At 42.0% G+C, this 17,975-nt stretch carries 20 protein-coding genes; 7 read left to right on the top strand and 13 right to left on the bottom strand.

The features are described 5' to 3' along the window. Positions 1-10: 10 nt before the first annotated feature. Together G563_RS33355 and gmd are read left to right on the top strand one after the other, a co-directional pair. Complete coding sequence (locus G563_RS33355) at positions 11-550, top strand: SPOR domain-containing protein (protein ID WP_229598421.1); 540 nt, start codon at positions 11-13, stop codon at positions 548-550. Positions 551-590: 40 nt separating this feature from the next. Further along, positions 591-1,706 (top strand): GDP-mannose 4,6-dehydratase, encoded by a 1,116-nt coding sequence (gene gmd, locus G563_RS0100540; protein ID WP_028663566.1) that lies wholly within the window; start codon positions 591-593, stop codon positions 1,704-1,706. Positions 1,707-1,756: 50 nt separating this feature from the next. On the opposite strand, the gene rlmB is transcribed toward gmd, so the two are convergent. The 6 genes from rlmB to gatC form a co-directional block, all read right to left on the bottom strand. After that, complete coding sequence (gene rlmB, locus G563_RS0100545) at positions 1,757-2,548, bottom strand: 23S rRNA (guanosine(2251)-2'-O)-methyltransferase RlmB (RefSeq protein WP_028663567.1); 792 nt, start codon at positions 2,546-2,548, stop codon at positions 1,757-1,759. Positions 2,549-2,552: 4 nt separating this feature from the next. Beyond that, positions 2,553-3,590, bottom strand: coding sequence for a class I SAM-dependent methyltransferase (locus G563_RS0100550; RefSeq protein ID WP_028663568.1), 1,038 nt, complete (start codon positions 3,588-3,590; stop codon positions 2,553-2,555). Between the two features lie 173 nt (positions 3,591-3,763). Then, on the bottom strand, positions 3,764-4,024 hold the full coding sequence (gene rpmA / locus G563_RS0100555; RefSeq protein ID WP_028663569.1) for a 50S ribosomal protein L27: 261 nt from the start codon (positions 4,022-4,024) through the stop codon (positions 3,764-3,766). A gap of 46 nt (positions 4,025-4,070) precedes the next feature. Then, complete coding sequence (rplU, locus tag G563_RS0100560) at positions 4,071-4,382, bottom strand: 50S ribosomal protein L21 (RefSeq protein WP_028663570.1); 312 nt, start codon at positions 4,380-4,382, stop codon at positions 4,071-4,073. Between the two features lie 127 nt (positions 4,383-4,509). Then, entirely contained in the window at positions 4,510-5,325 is an 816-nt protein-coding gene (locus G563_RS0100565) for an Fpg/Nei family DNA glycosylase (RefSeq protein WP_028663571.1), read from the bottom strand. Between the two features lie 73 nt (positions 5,326-5,398). Then, complete coding sequence (gatC, locus tag G563_RS0100570) at positions 5,399-5,686, bottom strand: Asp-tRNA(Asn)/Glu-tRNA(Gln) amidotransferase subunit GatC (RefSeq protein ID WP_028663572.1); 288 nt, start codon at positions 5,684-5,686, stop codon at positions 5,399-5,401. Between the two features lie 120 nt (positions 5,687-5,806). Here gatC and G563_RS33360 point away from each other — a divergent pair, with 120 nt between their 5' ends. The 5 genes from G563_RS33360 (at position 5,807) to G563_RS33370 (ending at position 10,844) form a co-directional block, all read left to right on the top strand. Continuing rightward, the gene (locus tag G563_RS33360) at positions 5,807-6,370 is read left to right on the top strand and encodes an RNA polymerase sigma factor (protein WP_063828374.1); all 564 of its coding nucleotides are present in this window, start codon (positions 5,807-5,809) and stop codon (positions 6,368-6,370) included. Positions 6,371-6,399: 29 nt separating this feature from the next. After that, positions 6,400-6,909, top strand: coding sequence for a hypothetical protein (locus tag G563_RS0100580; protein WP_028663573.1), 510 nt, complete (start codon positions 6,400-6,402; stop codon positions 6,907-6,909). Positions 6,910-6,918: 9 nt separating this feature from the next. Next, positions 6,919-7,137, top strand: a complete 219-nt coding sequence (locus G563_RS33365) for a hypothetical protein (protein ID WP_037325729.1) — start codon at positions 6,919-6,921, stop codon at positions 7,135-7,137. A 140-nt stretch (positions 7,138-7,277) separates the two neighbouring features. Next, the gene (locus tag G563_RS0100590; RefSeq protein WP_028663574.1) at positions 7,278-8,744 is read left to right on the top strand and encodes a hypothetical protein; all 1,467 of its coding nucleotides are present in this window, start codon (positions 7,278-7,280) and stop codon (positions 8,742-8,744) included. Positions 8,745-8,936: 192 nt separating this feature from the next. Beyond that, positions 8,937-10,844, top strand: coding sequence for a hypothetical protein (locus G563_RS33370; RefSeq protein WP_051210667.1), 1,908 nt, complete (start codon positions 8,937-8,939; stop codon positions 10,842-10,844). Here the strand turns inward: G563_RS33370 and G563_RS0100600 are convergent. From G563_RS0100600 to G563_RS0100630, 7 genes are all read right to left on the bottom strand, one after another. Then, positions 10,841-11,578, bottom strand: coding sequence for a glycosyltransferase family 2 protein (locus G563_RS0100600; protein WP_028663575.1), 738 nt, complete (start codon positions 11,576-11,578; stop codon positions 10,841-10,843). The two genes, G563_RS33370 and G563_RS0100600, sit on opposite strands and share 4 nt — an antisense overlap. Positions 11,579-11,664: 86 nt before the next feature. Beyond that, positions 11,665-12,480, bottom strand: coding sequence for a glycosyltransferase (locus G563_RS0100605; protein ID WP_028663576.1), 816 nt, complete (start codon positions 12,478-12,480; stop codon positions 11,665-11,667). After that, positions 12,477-13,448 carry a glycosyltransferase family 2 protein gene (locus G563_RS0100610; RefSeq protein WP_211235250.1) on the bottom strand — a complete coding sequence of 324 codons (972 nt, stop codon included), beginning with the start codon at positions 13,446-13,448 and terminating at the stop codon, positions 12,477-12,479. Before G563_RS0100610 ends, G563_RS0100605 begins: the two co-directional genes overlap by 4 nt. Beyond that, positions 13,448-14,284 (bottom strand): phytanoyl-CoA dioxygenase family protein, encoded by an 837-nt coding sequence (locus tag G563_RS0100615; protein WP_028663578.1) that lies wholly within the window; start codon positions 14,282-14,284, stop codon positions 13,448-13,450. The genes G563_RS0100610 and G563_RS0100615 overlap by 1 nt, the downstream gene beginning before the upstream one ends. 112 nt (positions 14,285-14,396) lie before the next feature. Next, on the bottom strand, positions 14,397-15,332 hold the full coding sequence (locus tag G563_RS0100620) for a hypothetical protein (RefSeq protein ID WP_028663579.1): 936 nt from the start codon (positions 15,330-15,332) through the stop codon (positions 14,397-14,399). A 51-nt stretch (positions 15,333-15,383) separates the two neighbouring features. Continuing rightward, positions 15,384-16,262, bottom strand: coding sequence for a class I SAM-dependent methyltransferase (locus tag G563_RS0100625; protein ID WP_028663580.1), 879 nt, complete (start codon positions 16,260-16,262; stop codon positions 15,384-15,386). Between the two features lie 81 nt (positions 16,263-16,343). After that, the gene (locus tag G563_RS0100630) at positions 16,344-17,963 is read right to left on the bottom strand and encodes a hypothetical protein (RefSeq protein ID WP_028663581.1); all 1,620 of its coding nucleotides are present in this window, start codon (positions 17,961-17,963) and stop codon (positions 16,344-16,346) included. Positions 17,964-17,975: the final 12 nt, after the last annotated feature.

Below are 17,975 nucleotides of genomic sequence, written 5' to 3' on the forward strand. Positions count from 1 at the left end.
CCAATTCTGAATGATGAATTTTAAAAATTGGATATTATTGCTCCCTATGACCTACATCGCAATAGGGTGCGTGACTTCAAAACCTACACGCTCTACTACGGTAGATGCCTATAGCAATTATGACGAAGACTTGTCGGGCGTGCGACCACGATACAAAGAGGTAGCCCCAGTAGAAACTGCCCCCAAAAAAAATGAAGTAAAGCGTGTATTGTCTGATCAGCCTTTGCACGTAAATCGACGACTCGATGCCGTAGTCGATACTATCGCGGCTCGCAATCGCAATATTCGGTTTGCTTCTGGCTATCGGATTCAAATCTATGTGGGTAGTACCCGCAAAGACGCCGATGATGCCAAACTTTATACTTATCAAACCTTTCCAGAATTAAATCCCTACTTGATGTATAGCCAGCCTACTTACCGTGTTCGGATCGGAGACTTCATGAATCGTATCGATGCTGAGCGATATCTGGAGCAAGTGCGTACGCGATATGCCTCTGCGGTGGTTCTGGCCGAAAAAATTGACTTAAAAAAGAGCTTATTAATCAAGTAAAAACACTTAAATAGAGTCGCAGGGCGGCATTGTTACTAATATGAAAAAACGGGCACTCATTACGGGGATTACTGGCCAAGACGGCGCCTATTTGACAGAACTGTTGTTAGAAAAAGGATATGAAGTACACGGGATTAAGCGTAGAAGCTCTCTCTTCAACACCCAGCGTATTGACCATCTTTACGAAGACCCTCATGATAAAGGAGTTCGTCTTCATTTGCATTATGGGGATCTCTCAGATTCTACCAATGTGATTCGTCTTATTCAGGAAATTCAGCCAGACGAAATATATAACCTTGGTGCGCAGTCTCACGTGAGGGTGAGTTTTGAGGAACCCGAATATACCGCTCAAGTGGACGGTTTGGGTACGATGCGTATTTTGGAGGCAGTAAGGCTGTTAGGGTTGACAAAGAAGACCCGTGTCTATCAGGCGTCTACTTCGGAGCTTTATGGGTTGGTACAGGCAGTTCCTCAATCTGAGACAACCCCTTTTTACCCTCGTTCGCCTTATGCGGTAGCCAAATTGTACGGTTATTGGATTACGGTCAATTACCGCGAAGCCTATGACATGTATGCCGTCAACGGTATCTTATTTAATCATGAATCGCCATTGAGAGGAGAGACGTTCGTAACTCGCAAAATCACCCGGGCTGTGGCTAGGATTGCACTTGGCTTGCAAGACAAAATGTATTTGGGTAACCTTGATGCTCAACGCGACTGGGGCCATGCCAAAGATTATGTAGAAGCAATGTGGCGGATGCTTCAGCAAGATACACCAGAGGATTTTGTAATTGCGACAGGGATTACTACACGAATCCGGGATTTTGTAAGAATGGCTTTTGCTGAAGTCGGAGTGGAGTTAGAGTTTACAGGAGAAGGGGTAGAAGAAAAAGCAATTGTACTTAAATCCAACAACCCCGCTTATTCACTTTCAGTGGGCAAAGAAGTAGTGGGTATTGACCCTCGTTATTTCCGCCCTACGGAAGTAGATTTGTTGATAGGTGATCCTACGAAGGCTAAGACCAAACTTGGCTGGGAACCAAAATACGACCTACCAGCACTTGTGAAAGAAATGGTGGCTTCGGATATTGAAATTTTCAAACGTGATCAGCTGCTCGAAAAAGAAGGACATCGTACCCTCAAATATTACGAGTAATAGAGCTTAAAGTCAATCGCCTTGCTATGCCAAGGCGATTGACTTTAGGATTAGCCGCGCTGTCTTGCGGCTTCATAAATCACCATCCCTGCTGCTACTGATACGTTTAGGGATGATACCTTCCCAATCATTGGGATTTTGATGGTCATATTTGCTCTTCGAATGAGATCGGGAGATACCCCATCTTCCTCTGACCCCATAACGATAGCCGTGGGGCTGGCAAAATCAATGTTACTTACAATTTGACTCGCTTTCTCAGTACATACTACTACCTGTACGCCGCTATCTTGTAAATACTGAACGGCATCTATTAAATTGTTTTCGCGACAAACCGGTAAATAGTTGAGCGCACCAGAAGAAGTTTTGAGGGCGTCGCTGTTGATTTGTGCGGCGCCACGCATAGGTACCACAATAGCATGAACTCCCATACATTCGGCAGTACGTGCAATAGCCCCAAAGTTGCGAACATCCGTGATGCGATCAAGCAATAATAACAGAGGTACTTCGCCTTTTTCAAAGATAGTAGCTAAAATATTGTGTAACGAAACATAGCGAATCGCTGACATAAAGGCAATCACCCCTTGATGATTTTTGCGCGTAATTTGGTTGAGTTTCTCCATCGGAACGCGTTGTACTGGAATCTCGCGTTCGGCGGCTAATTGCTGGATTTCGTTGAAGTTTTGCTCACGATAAATCATGATTTTGTCAATCTCCTGTCCTGCACGAATCGCTTCCGCTACCGACTGTATACCAAATACTAATTCTTTTTCGCGGGCTTTATCTACTGGTTTTGTAGTATGAAAAGTCCTTTTAGGAGGATAGCCGTCTTTTTGAAATGCCATAGTTTTAAAGTTTTTTAGCGGTCACCATCGCCATTCCGGGTATGGTGAAATAGTGTATTGTTTTATGAATTTTAAGGCCTGCAGATTGTTGCCAAGATTGGATTTCATTTACAGTCCAGTTGCCTGAAGTACTCGTCAAGCCAAAAAATAAATTGCTCGAACTGCCGACCAGCTCAGCTTTACGTTCTAAAGAAGGACGTATAAATTCATTGACGATAAATATACCTCCTTTGCGAAGAGCTTGAGCGATTCGTTGTGTTAAATCTTTATTTTGTTTCTCCGTAAAATGATGTGCTACGTTTGAAAGTAATATTACATCATACGTATCAGGGCTGAGAGGGGTGGAGAGGGCATTGCCTGCTATGTATGAAATGCGATTTGTAAAGTCAGTCACAGGAGATGCTTTATCTAGCGCTTCTGGTAAATCCAGAATGGTTGCTTGCAATGTAGGGTACTTTCGACAAAGAGCAGCCACATATTGGCCGTTTGCCCCACCGATGTCGAGTAAGTGAGTCGCTTTTTTGGGAATAGGTACCCTTTGCACAAACTCTCTGACTTCGGAGCGAGCTACGGCGGTCATGGCATCTTGATAAAGCTTCCATTGCGTTTCGGTAAATACTTCATGCGATTCCATACCTTGTCCCGTCCGTAAATACTGTCCTAGCTTACTCACCCATTCCCAGGCCACGTGATTGTTATACAGGGCAATCGCATGTACAGAATGTGGGCTATCTGGGGCTATCCATTTTTTTGCCATTGGAGTCAAAGAAAAGTGCCCTTGATGGTAGCTTAAATACTCCATCGAAACCAAAAGCGTGAGCAATTGCTCCAATGCACCTTCGTGCAGATTGCAAGAGTGCGCTATGCGTTTGGTGGTATCTTGGCCTTTTTCGATAGTCTCAAAAACCCCTGCTTCGGCTGCCTCCATCACTGCTTTGGCCATCACAAAATACATTTGAATATGTAACAACGGAATGGGAACCTGATTGGTCTGGAGGGCTAACCATTCAAGCGGATTTTCGGGGGCGACGCGAAGTTGCATAGATAAGGAGCTTTCGGAGATGGAAGGTAGACTTCCCCGATTAAAAACGCAAATAACTAGCAAAAAACCCGCCTGAATTTTCAAGCGGGTTTTTTACCAAGTTTTCTCTAATGTAGTTGTAAATGATTGGTTTCTTTTGAATTAATCAAATACAACAATAATCACTCTATGACTTAGGCTTCTGCCAATTCGATGTGAACAAAAGACTTGTTGTCACGTCCACGAGAGAATTTTACAGTACCATCTGCTAAAGCAAAGAGCGTATAGTCGCGGCCAACACCAACGTTGCGACCTGGGTGATACTTAGTACCACGCTGACGCACGATGATATTACCAGCTACGGCAGATTGGCCTCCGAAGATTTTAACGCCAAGGCGCTTACTTTCCGATTCGCGGCCGTTTTTCGAACTACCTACACCTTTCTTGTGTGCCATTTCTTTAAGTATTTTAAAATTTTAAAACGCTATTGATTGAAGTAAATTAGCCTACGATTGCGTCGATTTTTACTTTTGTAAGAGCTTGACGGTGACCGTTTTTCTTCACGTATCCTTTACGACGTTTTTTCTTGAAAACGATTACTTTCTCACCTTTGAGGTGCTCTACAACAGTGGCTTTTACACTGGCACCGGTTACCGTCGGTGCGCCTATGCTAATGGTACCTGCGTTGTCCACTAGCAATACTTTGTCAAACACGAGTGCAGCGTCCACATCTCCTTCCAAACGGTTGGTAAAGATTTGTTGGCCCTCTTCTACTTTAAATTGCTGTCCCGCGATTTCTACGATTGCGTACATGATGATTGGGATTAAATCAGTTTTTTCCAAAAATGGAGTGCAAAAATAGTGGTTTTGCTAAAAATTAGCAATTTATTTTTATCAAAATCTAAAAAAAGTGTAGCTATTTGGGACTACTCTCTACATTTTAGGGAATAGTTTGACAAAGAGGACAAAAATAGGTGGTTCGTCCTCCTACTTGCGATTGCTGTATTTCTACTCTGCCGCAAGGACAGAGTTTGTGTCGTAAGGCTTCTTCATAAGGGGAGGGGGCCCATTCACGGGCATGAATCAAGAAGCTTTTAGGAAACATCCCATAGTTTGCTTCGTGCTCGATTGCGGTTTCCAATACAAGTTTGATAGCGAAAAAAATACGCTCTATTTCTTCATTACTAAGGCTTTGGCTGAGTCGTTCAGGGTGAATTTTAGCCTGAAAAAGTACATCATCTACAATCCAATTGCCGATACCCGCTACTGTACTTTGGTCAAGTAGGATGGGTTTAATCATGCTTTTCTTTTGTCGGATGTTATGACTTAGTTGCTCCAAACTAATAGTAAGTGCGTCAGGTGCAATTTTTTTCTCTTTCAAAAAAGTAGGAATATCTTCTACGAGTCCAATACGCTCAAATTTGCGCGGACAAATAAACCCTAAATTGAAACCTGAGCGGAATATGAAGACAATACGAGCATGACGTGGACGTGGAATCGACGAATGATAATATTCCAAATCGCCCGTCATTCCAAAATGAAATCGAAGAATAGGGCCTTGGTCGGTAGTTACAAACAAGTTTTTACCTACTCGCTGGGTTTTTACAAAACATGCCCCAATTAGAGCTTCGGTGAGGGTGGCATAGTCGGTGGTGAGTAGTTTTGGGTCTTCCACCTCAATCGCCTCAATCACCTGATGAAGTGAAGTAGCTTCAAAATAACGACGGTATGTTTCGACTTCGGGTAGTTCGGGCATAAACGTTTGAGTTTACAATAGAAAACTCAAAACCGCCTAACTTGATTCGAAAATTTGAACTTTTTTACCATTGTTATTCAATCACTTTTGGTACCTTAAAATATACCCCATCTTGAGAAGGAGCGTTGGCGAGAGCTTGCTCACGCGGAAGGTGCTGACCTACAATATCTTCGCGCATTACGTTGATTTCGGAAGAGATATGCGTAAGTGGAGGGACATTGTCGGTATCTAGTTCATTGAGCTGCTCCATCCAAGAGAGTACGTTTTCTAAGCTTTGAAGGAGTGGAGCTTCTTCTTCGGGCTTGATTTCCAAACGGGCTAAGTTGGCGATTTTGTGGAGCGTGTCTTTGTCTATTTGCATCGGCTTAAATTTTCACAAAATTAAGAGAATCTCCTCAATTAGGGCAAACAACTAAGAATTTAACCGCCAAACCGCAACTTTTCGCCAAAGAGTGTATTATACGACTAAATGGCTTTAAGTTTGAAAATCAATAGAGTTGACTTTAAGGTATTTGACAAAAACGACGCTCAGGTTTTTGGTGAAATCTACGACGCATTTTACTCAAAAATTTTTGGGTATGCTTTTCGTAGAGTGGGTGATTATGATATAGCTCGTGACATAGCAGCCGAAACTTTTCTAAAAGCTTACCTAAACATTCATCATTACAGGTTTGAGGGACATTCTGTTTCTGCATGGCTTTATAAAATTGCAACCAATGAAATCAATCTCTTTTTTAGAAATCAAAAATATCGCCCCGACCTATTTGGGCAGCTTTCTCATGAAGTAATTTCAGATCGGGAGTTGTTGGTTGTATTTGACAAAGAAAGACAAGACGCAGAACGAGATATGGCCCAGTTTGAAGCCTTTAATGAGGTTCAAAACCAATTAAAAAAGCTGGATGTAAAGTACCAAGAAGTAATTTCTCTAAAATATTTTGAAGAAAAAAGCATACTCGAAATCAGTGCTATTTTAGAAAAGCCAGAGGGGACGGTCAAATCGCTACTGTCGCGAGGACTAGAGATATTAAGAAAAAAGATGAGTTAAGGTTTTTATTAGCCAAAGAAATAGAGACAATGGAAAATCACGAAGAGTTTGAAAAAAGAATGCAGGGCTTAAAAAAGCCCACTCCAGCGACTCAACACCAAGCGTATCTGAAGGTGCCCATACTTAATACTCGAAAATCGGCTGCTATTGGATGGTGGCTTGTTTTATTTCCGTTGCTTTTGTTGGCGTTTTTGGGAATGAAAGAAATTTTTAAATCTGACAACCACGTGGTAGATACTTTTTTTGATACCCTTACGGTATTTGATAGAGCCCACGGAGGATGGTTTTCGCCTCTGCTTTTTTTCCTTTTTCCTTTGATTGCCGCCGGTATGAACCTACTTTCATTGCTCAATATCATTTATGATAGAAACACCAACGAGTTGATTGTTACGATAAAACTACGTTTTTGGAATCTTTTCCTGATTGGGATTGGCACGAGTGTGGCACTTATAATCGGTTTTTATGCAGTCACCGAAAACATGATTGAAAAGTCAATGCAAGATATGGAAAGACTTAGACACATAGAACACCTAAAATAACCGAGACAAATGAAATGGTTTGAGAGGAAAACGATTTTTTTTAAGCCTTATTCCTTAGCAGGGTGGGGGTTGTTTATGCTTACATTGGGCTATTGTACATATGCTTTTATTGAAGCCAAAGAGCATGCTAATTCGCTAAGCGACGTGCTTATTCAGTGGGTTTTCAGAGTAGCTTTGGTAGGGGTTATGTATTCTGTGATTGCTTATTTTACCTCCCCAGAAGAGTAGCTTCTTCCAAATTAGTAGCATGGGTATTGGGGAGTTTGTTGTATTTTTGTAGAAGGCAGAAAATACAGGTTGCATTCGGGGTATTGTTATAAAAAAACTTAAAAAGTTAAAATCCCAATACGCCAACAAACTACTTTCCTATGAGCGTCAAACACGATAAAAACCTCGGGACTAAACAAAAAGCGCTTAAAATCAATCTTGATAGGCGTATTTATGGCTCTTTTGCTGAAATTGGAGCGGGCCAGGATACCGCCGCCAATTTTTTTAAAGCTGGCGGTGCTTCGGGCACCATTGCCAAAACTATGTCGGCTTATGACATGAAATTCAGTGACGAAATCTACGGCCCTGAACCCAGCGGGCGCTATGTAGTAGAGTCGCGGTTGATGAAAATGATTCAACATGAATATGACCTTGTCGAGCAGCGGTTGGCCGAAAAACGAGGTGCCGATAGTTTGTTTTTTGCTTTTGCCAATACTGTAGTAGCGCTTAATTATCAGAAAAGCAACGAAGGGCATGGCTGGCTGGGGTTGCGGTTTCAGTTGACTCCTCGCGCTCCTTACAATGACGTGGTGATTCATATCAAAATGCTTGATAATGATAGCATTATGCAGCAGCAAGCCTTGGGGGTGATTGGGGTTAATTTGATATATGCTTGTTTTTATTATTACAAATCACCAGAAACATTGCTTTTGTCGTTGATGGATGATTTAAGCCTAGACCGAGTTCAGATAGACATGATTCGGATTCAAGGACCCGACTTTAAGCATGTTGACAATCGCCTACTTAGTTTGTACTTGGTAAAACATGGTTTTACGGAGGTAGCCATGTTTGGCCCTGACGGACAAGTGTTACAGCCTTCAGAAGCACTTTACAAAAAACACATCTTGCTATTGAGAGGCCGACTCCGACCCATTACCAATGTACACGTAGATATGCTTCGCAATGGCCTCAAACAATTTAAGGCTGAGCCCGACGTAGATGAAAAGAAAGTAGTAATGGTGGCCGAGCTTACGCTCCAAAATCTGAGGGGAGGTGAGCAAGATATCAACGAAAAAGACTTTTTGGATAGGGTAGATATTTTGAGTTCGATTGGCCAAACGGTAATGATTTCAAATTACCAAGAGTATCATCGATTGGTGGCGTTTTTGGCAAAAACTACCCGTGTTAAGATTGGATTGGTAGTAGGCGTGCCCAACTTGGAGTATATTTTTGAAGAAAGTTATTATCAAAATTTGCCTGGTGGTATCTTGGAATCGTTTTCGACGCTGTTTAGTCGAAATGTGAAGCTTTTTGTATATCCCACTATCAAAGCAGGAAAAATGTTTACCTGTCAAAATTTTGAGCTTCCTACCAATCTACAGCCGTTGTTTAGCTATTTGATTTGTAACGACAAAATCGAAGATATTCGTGATTTCAACGAAGAAAATCTCCGTATTTCGACCGACCGAGTGTTGGAACTTATCAAGCGTGGGGAACCGGGCTGGGAAGAAAGTGTGCCGGTAGAAGTGGCCGAAATGATTAAAAACAAATGTCTTTTTGGATTTCCTTGCGTGGTATTTGAGCCTAAACAGGCGGCTCGTATTCACCAAGCCGTAGGGAATTTATAATAAAATAATCCTTGGTTTGGGAGAACTTTGGATTTCTTTCAAACCAAGAATTGAGTAGAACAAGGGCAAAATATCGGGCATTTTTGGACTACTTAGTGAAATGTGGTAGGGAAGTATTTGTTTGATTTTGAGCGTCCTTCTTTTGAAAGAATTCCCTAAATCTTAATTTTGTGCTAATATTTTCAAAAAAGTATGCACAAATTCATTATTAGTTGTCTTGTTGTCACTTGGACAAGTGTAGGGTTGTGGTGGTTGGGAGAAAGGGACGTTCTCGCCAAGTATAGCAAAAACATCTTATCCCAAGATACTCTTCGTAAAAACCCGAAAGATTCGGGTCGGATTATAACGGACTTTAATTTTTCATCTCGCCAAGATACCATCAAGCCCGTTGGACTTCAGAAAGATACTACCTTTCGAGCTATGGCAGAAGACAATAGCTCAGAGGTGATAATCGGGGATTTGTCGCATATGTATATATGTCCCGGAAGTACCATCTTGGTTCCTTTTGAAACCAAAGGGAAATTTGAAGATAAAAATGAGTTTATTCTGCAAATGACCAACGTAGCGGGAAAGTTTGTAAATGTCTTAGACTCTATTCACGAAAGCCCCATTCGATTTACCTTACCTACCGACCGTACAGGTTCTGTAGCTCTTCGGCTTGTATCCACCCATCCAAATACGATTAGTCGGGCTACGCGATTGACGGTACTGCCATTTGCCCATGCTCGAATGGAGCTCAATGACGGTAGTTCGATTGCTAAGATTGGTCCAGGTCAGTTAGCGGCTTATCGTGTAATGCTTACAGGAGCCGCCCCTTGGTCTTTTACGCTTTCAGATGGAACAACGGTTGCCAATTCGTTCATCAATCCTTATATTTCTCAATTAGCGCCCAGTCAGACAAGTACCTTTAAAGTTACCTCTGTCTCTAATGCTTGTGGAAGTGGTACTACCTCAGGAGAAGTTGTGGTACAGGTAAGTCAGGATACGTTACCCGTGATTGCGCTTAAAGCCGTACCTCGGGCGGGATTTCGGGTGTGTACGAGTACGCCGTTTCAAATTAATTTCAATGCTACCGGTAAGTTTAATGCAGGCAATGGTTTTGTGGTACAGTTGAGTGATTCGACTGGCGAAAACTTCTCAAACTTATCAGCCTTGGCTTCCCAAAGCCCCATTATGACGCAAGTGCCTGCTACTCTCACTCCCGGCCTTTATAAACTTAGGGTAGTTTCTACGTTTCCTACTATTTCGAGCGATACCGTCGATGTGGCTATTTCAGCACCTGCTACAGCGCGACTACGCAGGGATACGCTACAGGTGGGAGAAGGCGAATCTACCGAACTTACCCTTGATTTTGAAGGAGGAGGGCCGTGGTTTGTATTGCTTTCGGATGGTACTTACCAAAATGACATTCGTTCTACTCCTTATCCGATTAAAGTATCACCCTATAATCCTACCTCTTATAGTATTTCTTCGGCGGGTGGTTTTTGTGGCGTAGGCAATTTTTCAGGAAGTGCGCTTGTAAAAGTGAAGATTCCCCCGTCTACGGTTACTACTGGTAGTCTCGCAGATAAAACCATTTGCTCAGGAACGGAGATTTCGGTGCCTTTTACGACCACAGGACGTTTCAACAACGCCAATAAATTTATTGTCCAAATGACCGATACAAGTGGTAAATGGATCAATATGCAAACCATAGGTGGCACAAGTTCGTTGAGAGCAAAAATTCTTCCTCCTTTTTTGAAAGATACCCTTACTACCCAACAAATACGGGTAATATCTACCGACCCCTTTGTGGAAGGAACGCCTACTACTATCAACGTAATGATGCCAAATGCGGCGCAAGCAATTGTGACTGGAGGGGCGGTGATTCGTCCGGGAGGTGCTGCGCGTATAAAAGTTTCTTTCAAAAACGGCCTTCCTCCTTGGTCTTTTACGTTATCTGATGGCTCAGCAGTGACTGGGACTTTTATTAATCCTTATCAGCTTACTGTCAATCCCCGTACAACTACTGAATACAAAGTGACTTCCGTAAACAATACTTGTGGTACGGGTATAGTGTCAGAAAATGGAGGTGCAACAATAAGAGTTGAGACCAACTAGTTTTTTTTACGATAATCGCCGCGCGAGAAGAATTTCTCAATAAAGCAATACATCAAAATAAAGAAATAGCGGCTACCCATTTCTTTGATTTTTAATTTAGATTCGCCGAATTTACGGTTGGTCCAGCTGTTTGGGACCACCGCGTATGAATATCCTCTCACGATGGTTTTGAGGGGAAGCTCTACGGTAAGGTTGAAATGGGGTGAAAGAAAAGGTTTGAGTCCTTCCATTGTCTCACGTTTATAGAGCTTAAAGGCGTTGGTGGTGTCGTTGTATTTGATTCCCATTACCATCCGAATGATAAAGTTAGCGAGACGGTTCACTACCTTTTTTACGGTAGGATAGTCATACACTTTGCCTCCTTTACCCCATCGGCTTCCAAATACGGCATCATAATTTCCCTCCACCATTTTTTTATAAAACTTTACTAAGTCTTCGGGATCATCGGAAAGGTCGGCCATGAAGACGGCTACGCAATCACCCGAAAAACGCTCCAATCCATAACGTACCGCATAGCCAAATCCATTGGGGCCAAGGTTGGTTTCATAAACCAAGGTGGGTATTTCTTTTGATAGATTATTTAAAACGTCGAGGGTATTGTCTTTGGAGTTGTCGTTTGTAACCCAAATTTCGTGGGGAATATTATGTTTGGACAAAGAAGCATAGAGCGTCTGCAAGGTTTGGGGCAGAGAATCTTGTTCGTTGTAGGCAGGAATAACAACACTTAATTTCATTTATCTACATCATGAATGAGTGAGAGGCAACTGGGAGCCTTGGTATGTTGACGACTCTTGTGGGTGCAAAACTCTTTTATTTTGCCCTAATTTCCAATTTCTTGAATCAAATGGTCGTATTTCTCAATGGTTTTTTGAGCAACGTCGTTGTATTTAAAATCTAGCCACTCATTCACATCTGCAAACATTTGGCGGCGATTACGAAGAAAATCCAAATTGGAAGTCGCGTGAATATTGCTCAATCCAGCGCGATGTTTTCGATAGATTCCCATCGCTTCGTTGAGATATCCGATTTTACCTTGGGCGGCGAGTTGGATTACCAAAGCCCAATCACCGGCGGCAGCTCGGTGATGCCATTGGGCAAAATCTTGCGTTTTGAAAAAATTGCGATACATTAAACTGGCCGTTCCTACAAACCAACGGTCTTCCAACAAATCTTCAATAGTCGATATTGATTTTTGGTCTGGCTGATTGAAAAAATGACTTGGTGAGCCATCTTCATAAACAACGCTCAAGTTGTGATGGCAAATCGCAAAATCAGGATTTGATTCTAAAAAATCAACCTGCTTTTGGAGTTTATAAGGGTCAGTCCAGTAATCATCTCCTTCACACAGAGCTACATACTCTCCTTTGCAAGCCTTTAACAAAAAAAGGACATTGTTACGTCCTGCAAACTCTTTGGGAAAGGACGGCCCTAAGTTGTGAGGATGTAAATAGGCTCTGATGAGGTCAGAGAATCGTTGTGTATAGTCTTGTATGATAGCGGGAGCCGTATCAGTAGAACCATCGTCGCCAATTACAATTTCAAACGGGAAATCGGTTTTTTGCTTGAGGGCGCCTTCAATCATCTCTCGAATATATTTTTCATGATTGAAAGTCGGGACACAGACGCTTACTTTCATCGGGATGATTCTTTCAGACGGTGAGGAAGAAGGGCAAAGAAACTATAAACTTGCATCATCCATTTGGGTAGGATATAATCTCTCACTACTTCTCTGGTGGTTTCGCGGTCAGGTTTCCCCAATTCAAGGTATTTTATGGCTAAGCGAGCGCGTCTAAAATAACTTTTTTGATATTGACGAGCTTCGAGCAGCATTTTATAATATCTGGCAATGTTTCTTTTTAATAAATCATCATATTGCTGACCTAGTTCTTTGTTGATACCCTCGTACATTTTGATACGATTGTAAAGAAAACGAGCATCTCTATAATGATCTCTAAAGCTCGCTCCACCACGATTTTTTCGATATACCGACATTACTCCCGAAACATACCCAATAGGCCCTTGTTTGGCTAGGATGACGTATCGGGGTATGTCACCGCTAGTAGATTGTAAAAACCATTCAGGATAATACATTAGGCCGTTTTTGAACATAACGGCTGAGGTAGCCATGAACCAAATTTCGTCTTCGCCTACCAAATCTTCAACACTAATGATCGTTTTTTGGTCTGGGCTATTGAGCTCATGAGATGGCGTACCATCTTCATAAGTAATGAGTGCATTGTGAAAGCAGGCCGAGAAGCTCGGATTAGCTTCCATGAAATCTACTTGGATTTGTAATTTGTGGGGCGAAGTCCAGTAATCGTCTCCGTCCATTGGAGCAATGTAGGCTCCTTTGGCCAATTTGAGGGTCTCGATGGTATTGAAAAGGCCATTTTGCCCCAGATTTTTGGAATGCAAAATAGCCTTTACTTTATCCGGGTACTGATTTTGATAGCTTTGAATCACTTCTTGCGCGCCATCTGTGGAGCAATCATCACCCACTAATATTTCGAAATCGAAATTAGTTTCTTGGGCAAGGGCGCTTTCGATGGCCTTGCCAATAAAGTTTTTTTGATTGTACGTAAGAATGACGACGCTTACTTTCATTATACTATTGGCGTTGGAGCCGCAAAAACGGTTTCTAATTGCTCTACTGTGGGAAAATTGGGAGTAACAAGCTCTGCCTCTGGTTTATAAATATAAGCCATCGGATACCCTCTTTCAATAAAAGTAGGTTCAGAGAGGTTGTTGTATCTAAGTTGCACCGACCAGCGGATGTTACGGGTGATGTTGTTGCCAGACTGATGTACCAAGAAGGCCGAAAAAATAAGTAAATCACCTACTTCAAACTCAGTTTGAACAAAATCTTCGTCTTTTAAAGAAGCCGTGATACCCCCTTGATAGCCTGAGGTACTTGCCGCCAAAAGTCCAGATTTATGACTTTGCGGAATCACCTGTAAAGCCCCCAAATCAGCGCCTGCGTTTACCATTGGAAACCAAATGACAGTGCTATCCAAAGAGCCTTGTCCGGTACGCCAATCTTGGTGCGCATCCAATTTCCAGTGTTTACTGCCATCTTTTGAAAGAAAACGGCTATTGAACTGCATGGCAGGGCGCGCCCCAATGACGGGGAGCTCAATTCCTATTTCTTTTAGTAAATTGACGATTTTCTCATCGGTAGCAAAACGATGAAGCGAAAGACTATGCTGTACGGTGATACCGGTGTTGCGAAATGCTATGAAGTCTTTTTCAAAAAACTCGAACATTGCATTTTCAAACTCATCCCGGTTGTTGATATCTACCGTGCGCCCTGTGACCCTTTTGATCTGGATGGCAAATATCTCCCGTGCCTCGCGGTAGATATTTTCTACCACACTTTTATCTAAAAAATTACGAAGGAGGAGAAATCCCTCTCTGCGGAATTGTTCTTTTAATGTTGACATCTTACTTGGATTTTTTGGTTTAACAACCCCCAATTTTATCTCACAAACTCCTTTGAAAGAATGACATTAGTCAAAATTCAATAATCAAATCTGCAATAAATGCTCCAAATCTTTAATCTTCCCAGATAGCATACCCAAATCCTGCCGCTCCAAAACCATTGCCATTGTAAAGTAAGTACTTTTTGCCATTGTGGGTATAATAATTGGCATAATCAATCATTTGATAATCAAAGTCTTCTGGGTTTTCTGATTTCTCAATACCTACCAAATGGTCTTTTCGTTCCCAAGTTTCGCCATCTAATGATTCGGCGTATCCCAATCGATAGCTTTGATTGCGGTCTGTACGATAGTCACGCGTGTGGCGATATGAGTAATACATTTTATAAATACCGTCTTCTTTAAAAACGCTAGGACGCCCCACAGCGTGCAAAAAATCATCAAAATCTAAAGTCGGGATGTCGCTGATGTTCCAGTGAATTCCGTCTTGTGAAGTAGCAGATTGTGCACGGTAATAAGGCTCTGGATAGCCATGAATATATTCACATTTGTGGCCAGAGATATACCACATACGCCAAGTGCCGTCATCTTCGCGTATCACAGAGGGCTGTGCTGCCCAAATGGGATTCTGAATACTGCGATCCATGATTGGACCCGTAAACATCTTTTTGAAAGTAATACCTCCATCATGACTTACCGATAGGCCCATCGACAAGCGGTATGAATTATGCGTACGATTCCAACCTGTATAGTAAAGCCAAATATCGCCATTGGGCATATCTACAAACCACGCGGGCATCGCGCCTGTTTCGTCATATTCACCGGGGCCACCTAGTTCCAAAATAGGGCGGTCATGAATGTAAATGATTTTGGTAGGATCGTCGTAATCTACGTCAATGAAGGTAGGGCGAGATTGTCCATTGTCATCGCGCGAAGAAAAGTATATTCGTAAAAAATTTTCGTGTTTGTACGCAAACGGCACCTGCGCGTGAGTACGGCTATGAGCCATGGTACCGTCAGGTTTATATATTACTCCTTTTTTCTGCCACATATAAAATCAAAATTTCAGATAAGCTTTTGCTGCTTGATTTACCAAAGCAGTTTAGTTACTTTTTTCGGCACGAATGCGCCAATTGTCGACAAAGTCTTTTCCTGGAATAGGCAACTCTACGTCGATTTCGGGAGCTTTGGCCGCCACGGTATATTCCATTACATAAAAGCAGTTCCCAAAAATATAGTGAAGTTTAAAATTCTCGACAGTGTTGGGTAGGTCTTCAAAAGGTACCTCGGCTCTGAATAGCGGATTGGCTTTCCATAAAATCTCATAGGTGGGGTTGTTGCGTAGCCAAGGTGCCATACTTTCGTCGCCAATTACTACTTTGCCTCCCACTTTCACAACGCGAGTAAGTTCTGCAAAAGCTTTTTTACGCTCAGAAAAAGTGTTGATACCGCCAAAATGAAACACGGCATCGAAGGTGCCATCTGCAAAAGGGAGATAAGAGCCATTTCCTAAAAAGAAATGTGTATTCACTTCCTTAGGCTGTAGCTTTTGGGTGGCTAGTTTGAGCATATTATGAGATAAATCCGACAAAACAGCGGTACCCCCAGGACTAATTTGGTCAATAATCAAAGCAGAATCTTTGCCCGTACCAGCACCTACTTCCAATACCGTTTGACCTGGTTTAAGCTCCATTAGCCCAATCATGAACTGACGAGTGGCTGCTTCGTCCGAGTGATTTAAGGTCTCAAATACCCACGATACTCCTCGGTCGTAGCGCTGATATGCTTGGTCGTATAGATATTGCTCGCGAGCGTCGTCTTCAAACAATTCGCGTGGATATACCATATCTACAATACCCGAATCCAATACCGGATATACCGTGCCGTCGGGAGCAGTAAGCGAAAGGCCATTTTCGGCAACTTCTAAATTTTGTCCCGTTTTGGGGCATACCAAAGAGTCAAGGAATTGCTGACGTGTCATTATGATGATATTCTAAAGATTCAAAATTAAATTAACTTCATTAAAGTTGACAGTTTTGAGAGGTGTTTCCGCGTCTAAAACTTATTTTTTGGTATTTCGGATATACACTCGGGTATGTTCTACTTCACCTACAAAATGATAATGCTCTGAAATGAAAGCTTTCAGTTCAGGAAACTTTTCGTGGGCTTGAGTAGTGGGATCGTTGAGCCAGAGGCTATTCGGACCTACAGCATCTACAAATACCTTGGGTTGATTTTTTTGCAAATCACTCAAAAAGCGCTCATAATATTTTTGGCGCAGAGGATGAGGATAAATACACCTTTCGGAATGATTTTCGGCAGTGCCTTGGGGCATTTGAGTTTCTACATGATAGCGACACATCCAGCCCCATATTACTAGTCTTTCTTCTGGATGGGCATATTTTAAAATCAAATTCGATACCTCGCTTTTCGGGACTTGGTGGCTATCCCCTGATACATAAGCATTGAGCGGTAAATGCCTAATGGCCGGATATGCAAAAGCCCCCAAAAAAGGTAAAAGGGATAAGGCCGCCGCCATCACCAGTTTGAGAGGAGTCTTGAGGGTATAGTGTGCTATTAAAATAGCCCCTAAAAGTGCAAAAGGATAAATGCAAAAGTTGAGATAATGAACAAAATCATTGCCAGATTTTGTAGCCGCAAAAAGAGCAGCTAGTAACCAAGCAAATACGAATGCTTCGAGCCAAGTCATTTTAAAAGACTTTTTCTTATGTTGTAGTCCTACTAAAATGACACAAAGTAAGATACTGGCGAGAAAGAGTAAAAATGAAGTGCTTTTTGCAATGAAAAAAGGTAAACGTGCAATGGCGTCAATGAGAGAACTCCCACCGGCATAAATAAGATTGCCTAAAATATAATAATCCCAAAAGTCGTCGAGTACGCCGAAAGAGGTTGTAACTAAAAGAACAATGCTAAAAAAAGACAAACTTCCAGCTATTAAGTATAAAAAATATTGCCAAAACTGCCGATTGTTCCATAAGCTTACCATCGCAAAAGCACCAATCACCGCCGCTTGGGGCACTACTTGGATTTTGGCAAAAGGCCCCATACTAAGTACTATTCCTAAAAAGAAAATGGTGTTTAGAGAAGGTGGCTTGAGACGAGAGGCCGATGCTATTTTGCTCAACAACCATAGTCCGATGTTGAGTAATAAAACAGGCAACTGCTCGCTAGAATAATGCACAAAATCAGCTTCTTGAGTAAAGGCTACAAAAAATACAACAGGCAATAGTGAAAGTTGGGCAGTAGTCTTATCAAAAAAATGAATGAGGCTTTGATAGAAAAACCATAGACTTCCTAATACACACAGCAGACCGATGATTCTTGCTGAAGTATAATCGAAAGGAAACCCAAAAAACGAAGGTAAAATAAGGGCATAATTATCTAAAGGGCCAATCGTGGTGCCATCCACCGACTGCCAATAAAGAGGAAATTTTTTGAGCGTAATCGCGTGGGCAATCATCTGACTTTCGTCTGGATTGATTTCTTGATTGAATACCAAGATAGGCAATCGCATAAAAGCGACCAGCAAAAGCGATAACCCGATAAAAATGCGAGAAAAAGAAGGAAGATTGGCCTGCAAAAGTAAAATCAAAACAATCCCGATAGCTAACACATAGCCTAGAGCGAAGTATACTATCGGAAAATCATCAAAACTTATCACCTTGCACGTTAA

Source organism: Runella zeae DSM 19591, from assembly GCF_000423565.1.
In the GTDB taxonomy this organism is placed as follows: domain Bacteria; phylum Bacteroidota; class Bacteroidia; order Cytophagales; family Spirosomataceae; genus Runella; species Runella zeae.

Coding starts and splice junctions, on each gene's coding strand:
- G563_RS33355 (WP_229598421.1), top strand. CDS start 11: ATGATGAATTTTAAAAATTGGATATTATTGCTCCCTATGACCTACATC.
- gmd (WP_028663566.1), top strand. CDS start 591: ATGAAAAAACGGGCACTCATTACGGGGATTACTGGCCAAGACGGCGCC.
- rlmB (WP_028663567.1), bottom strand. CDS start 2,548: ATGGCATTTCAAAAAGACGGCTATCCTCCTAAAAGGACTTTTCATACT.
- G563_RS0100550 (WP_028663568.1), bottom strand. CDS start 3,590: ATGCAACTTCGCGTCGCCCCCGAAAATCCGCTTGAATGGTTAGCCCTC.
- rpmA (WP_028663569.1), bottom strand. CDS start 4,024: ATGGCACACAAGAAAGGTGTAGGTAGTTCGAAAAACGGCCGCGAATCG.
- rplU (WP_028663570.1), bottom strand. CDS start 4,382: ATGTACGCAATCGTAGAAATCGCGGGACAGCAATTTAAAGTAGAAGAG.
- G563_RS0100565 (WP_028663571.1), bottom strand. CDS start 5,325: ATGCCCGAACTACCCGAAGTCGAAACATACCGTCGTTATTTTGAAGCT.
- gatC (WP_028663572.1), bottom strand. CDS start 5,686: ATGCAAATAGACAAAGACACGCTCCACAAAATCGCCAACTTAGCCCGT.
- G563_RS0100580 (WP_028663573.1), top strand. CDS start 6,400: ATGGAAAATCACGAAGAGTTTGAAAAAAGAATGCAGGGCTTAAAAAAG.
- G563_RS33365 (WP_037325729.1), top strand. CDS start 6,919: ATGAAATGGTTTGAGAGGAAAACGATTTTTTTTAAGCCTTATTCCTTA.
- G563_RS0100590 (WP_028663574.1), top strand. CDS start 7,278: ATGAGCGTCAAACACGATAAAAACCTCGGGACTAAACAAAAAGCGCTT.
- G563_RS33370 (WP_051210667.1), top strand. CDS start 8,937: ATGCACAAATTCATTATTAGTTGTCTTGTTGTCACTTGGACAAGTGTA.
- G563_RS0100600 (WP_028663575.1), bottom strand. CDS start 11,578: ATGAAATTAAGTGTTGTTATTCCTGCCTACAACGAACAAGATTCTCTG.
- G563_RS0100605 (WP_028663576.1), bottom strand. CDS start 12,480: ATGAAAGTAAGCGTCTGTGTCCCGACTTTCAATCATGAAAAATATATT.
- G563_RS0100610 (WP_211235250.1), bottom strand. CDS start 13,448: ATGAAAGTAAGCGTCGTCATTCTTACGTACAATCAAAAAAACTTTATT.
- G563_RS0100615 (WP_028663578.1), bottom strand. CDS start 14,284: ATGTCAACATTAAAAGAACAATTCCGCAGAGAGGGATTTCTCCTCCTT.
- G563_RS0100620 (WP_028663579.1), bottom strand. CDS start 15,332: ATGTGGCAGAAAAAAGGAGTAATATATAAACCTGACGGTACCATGGCT.
- G563_RS0100625 (WP_028663580.1), bottom strand. CDS start 16,262: ATGACACGTCAGCAATTCCTTGACTCTTTGGTATGCCCCAAAACGGGA.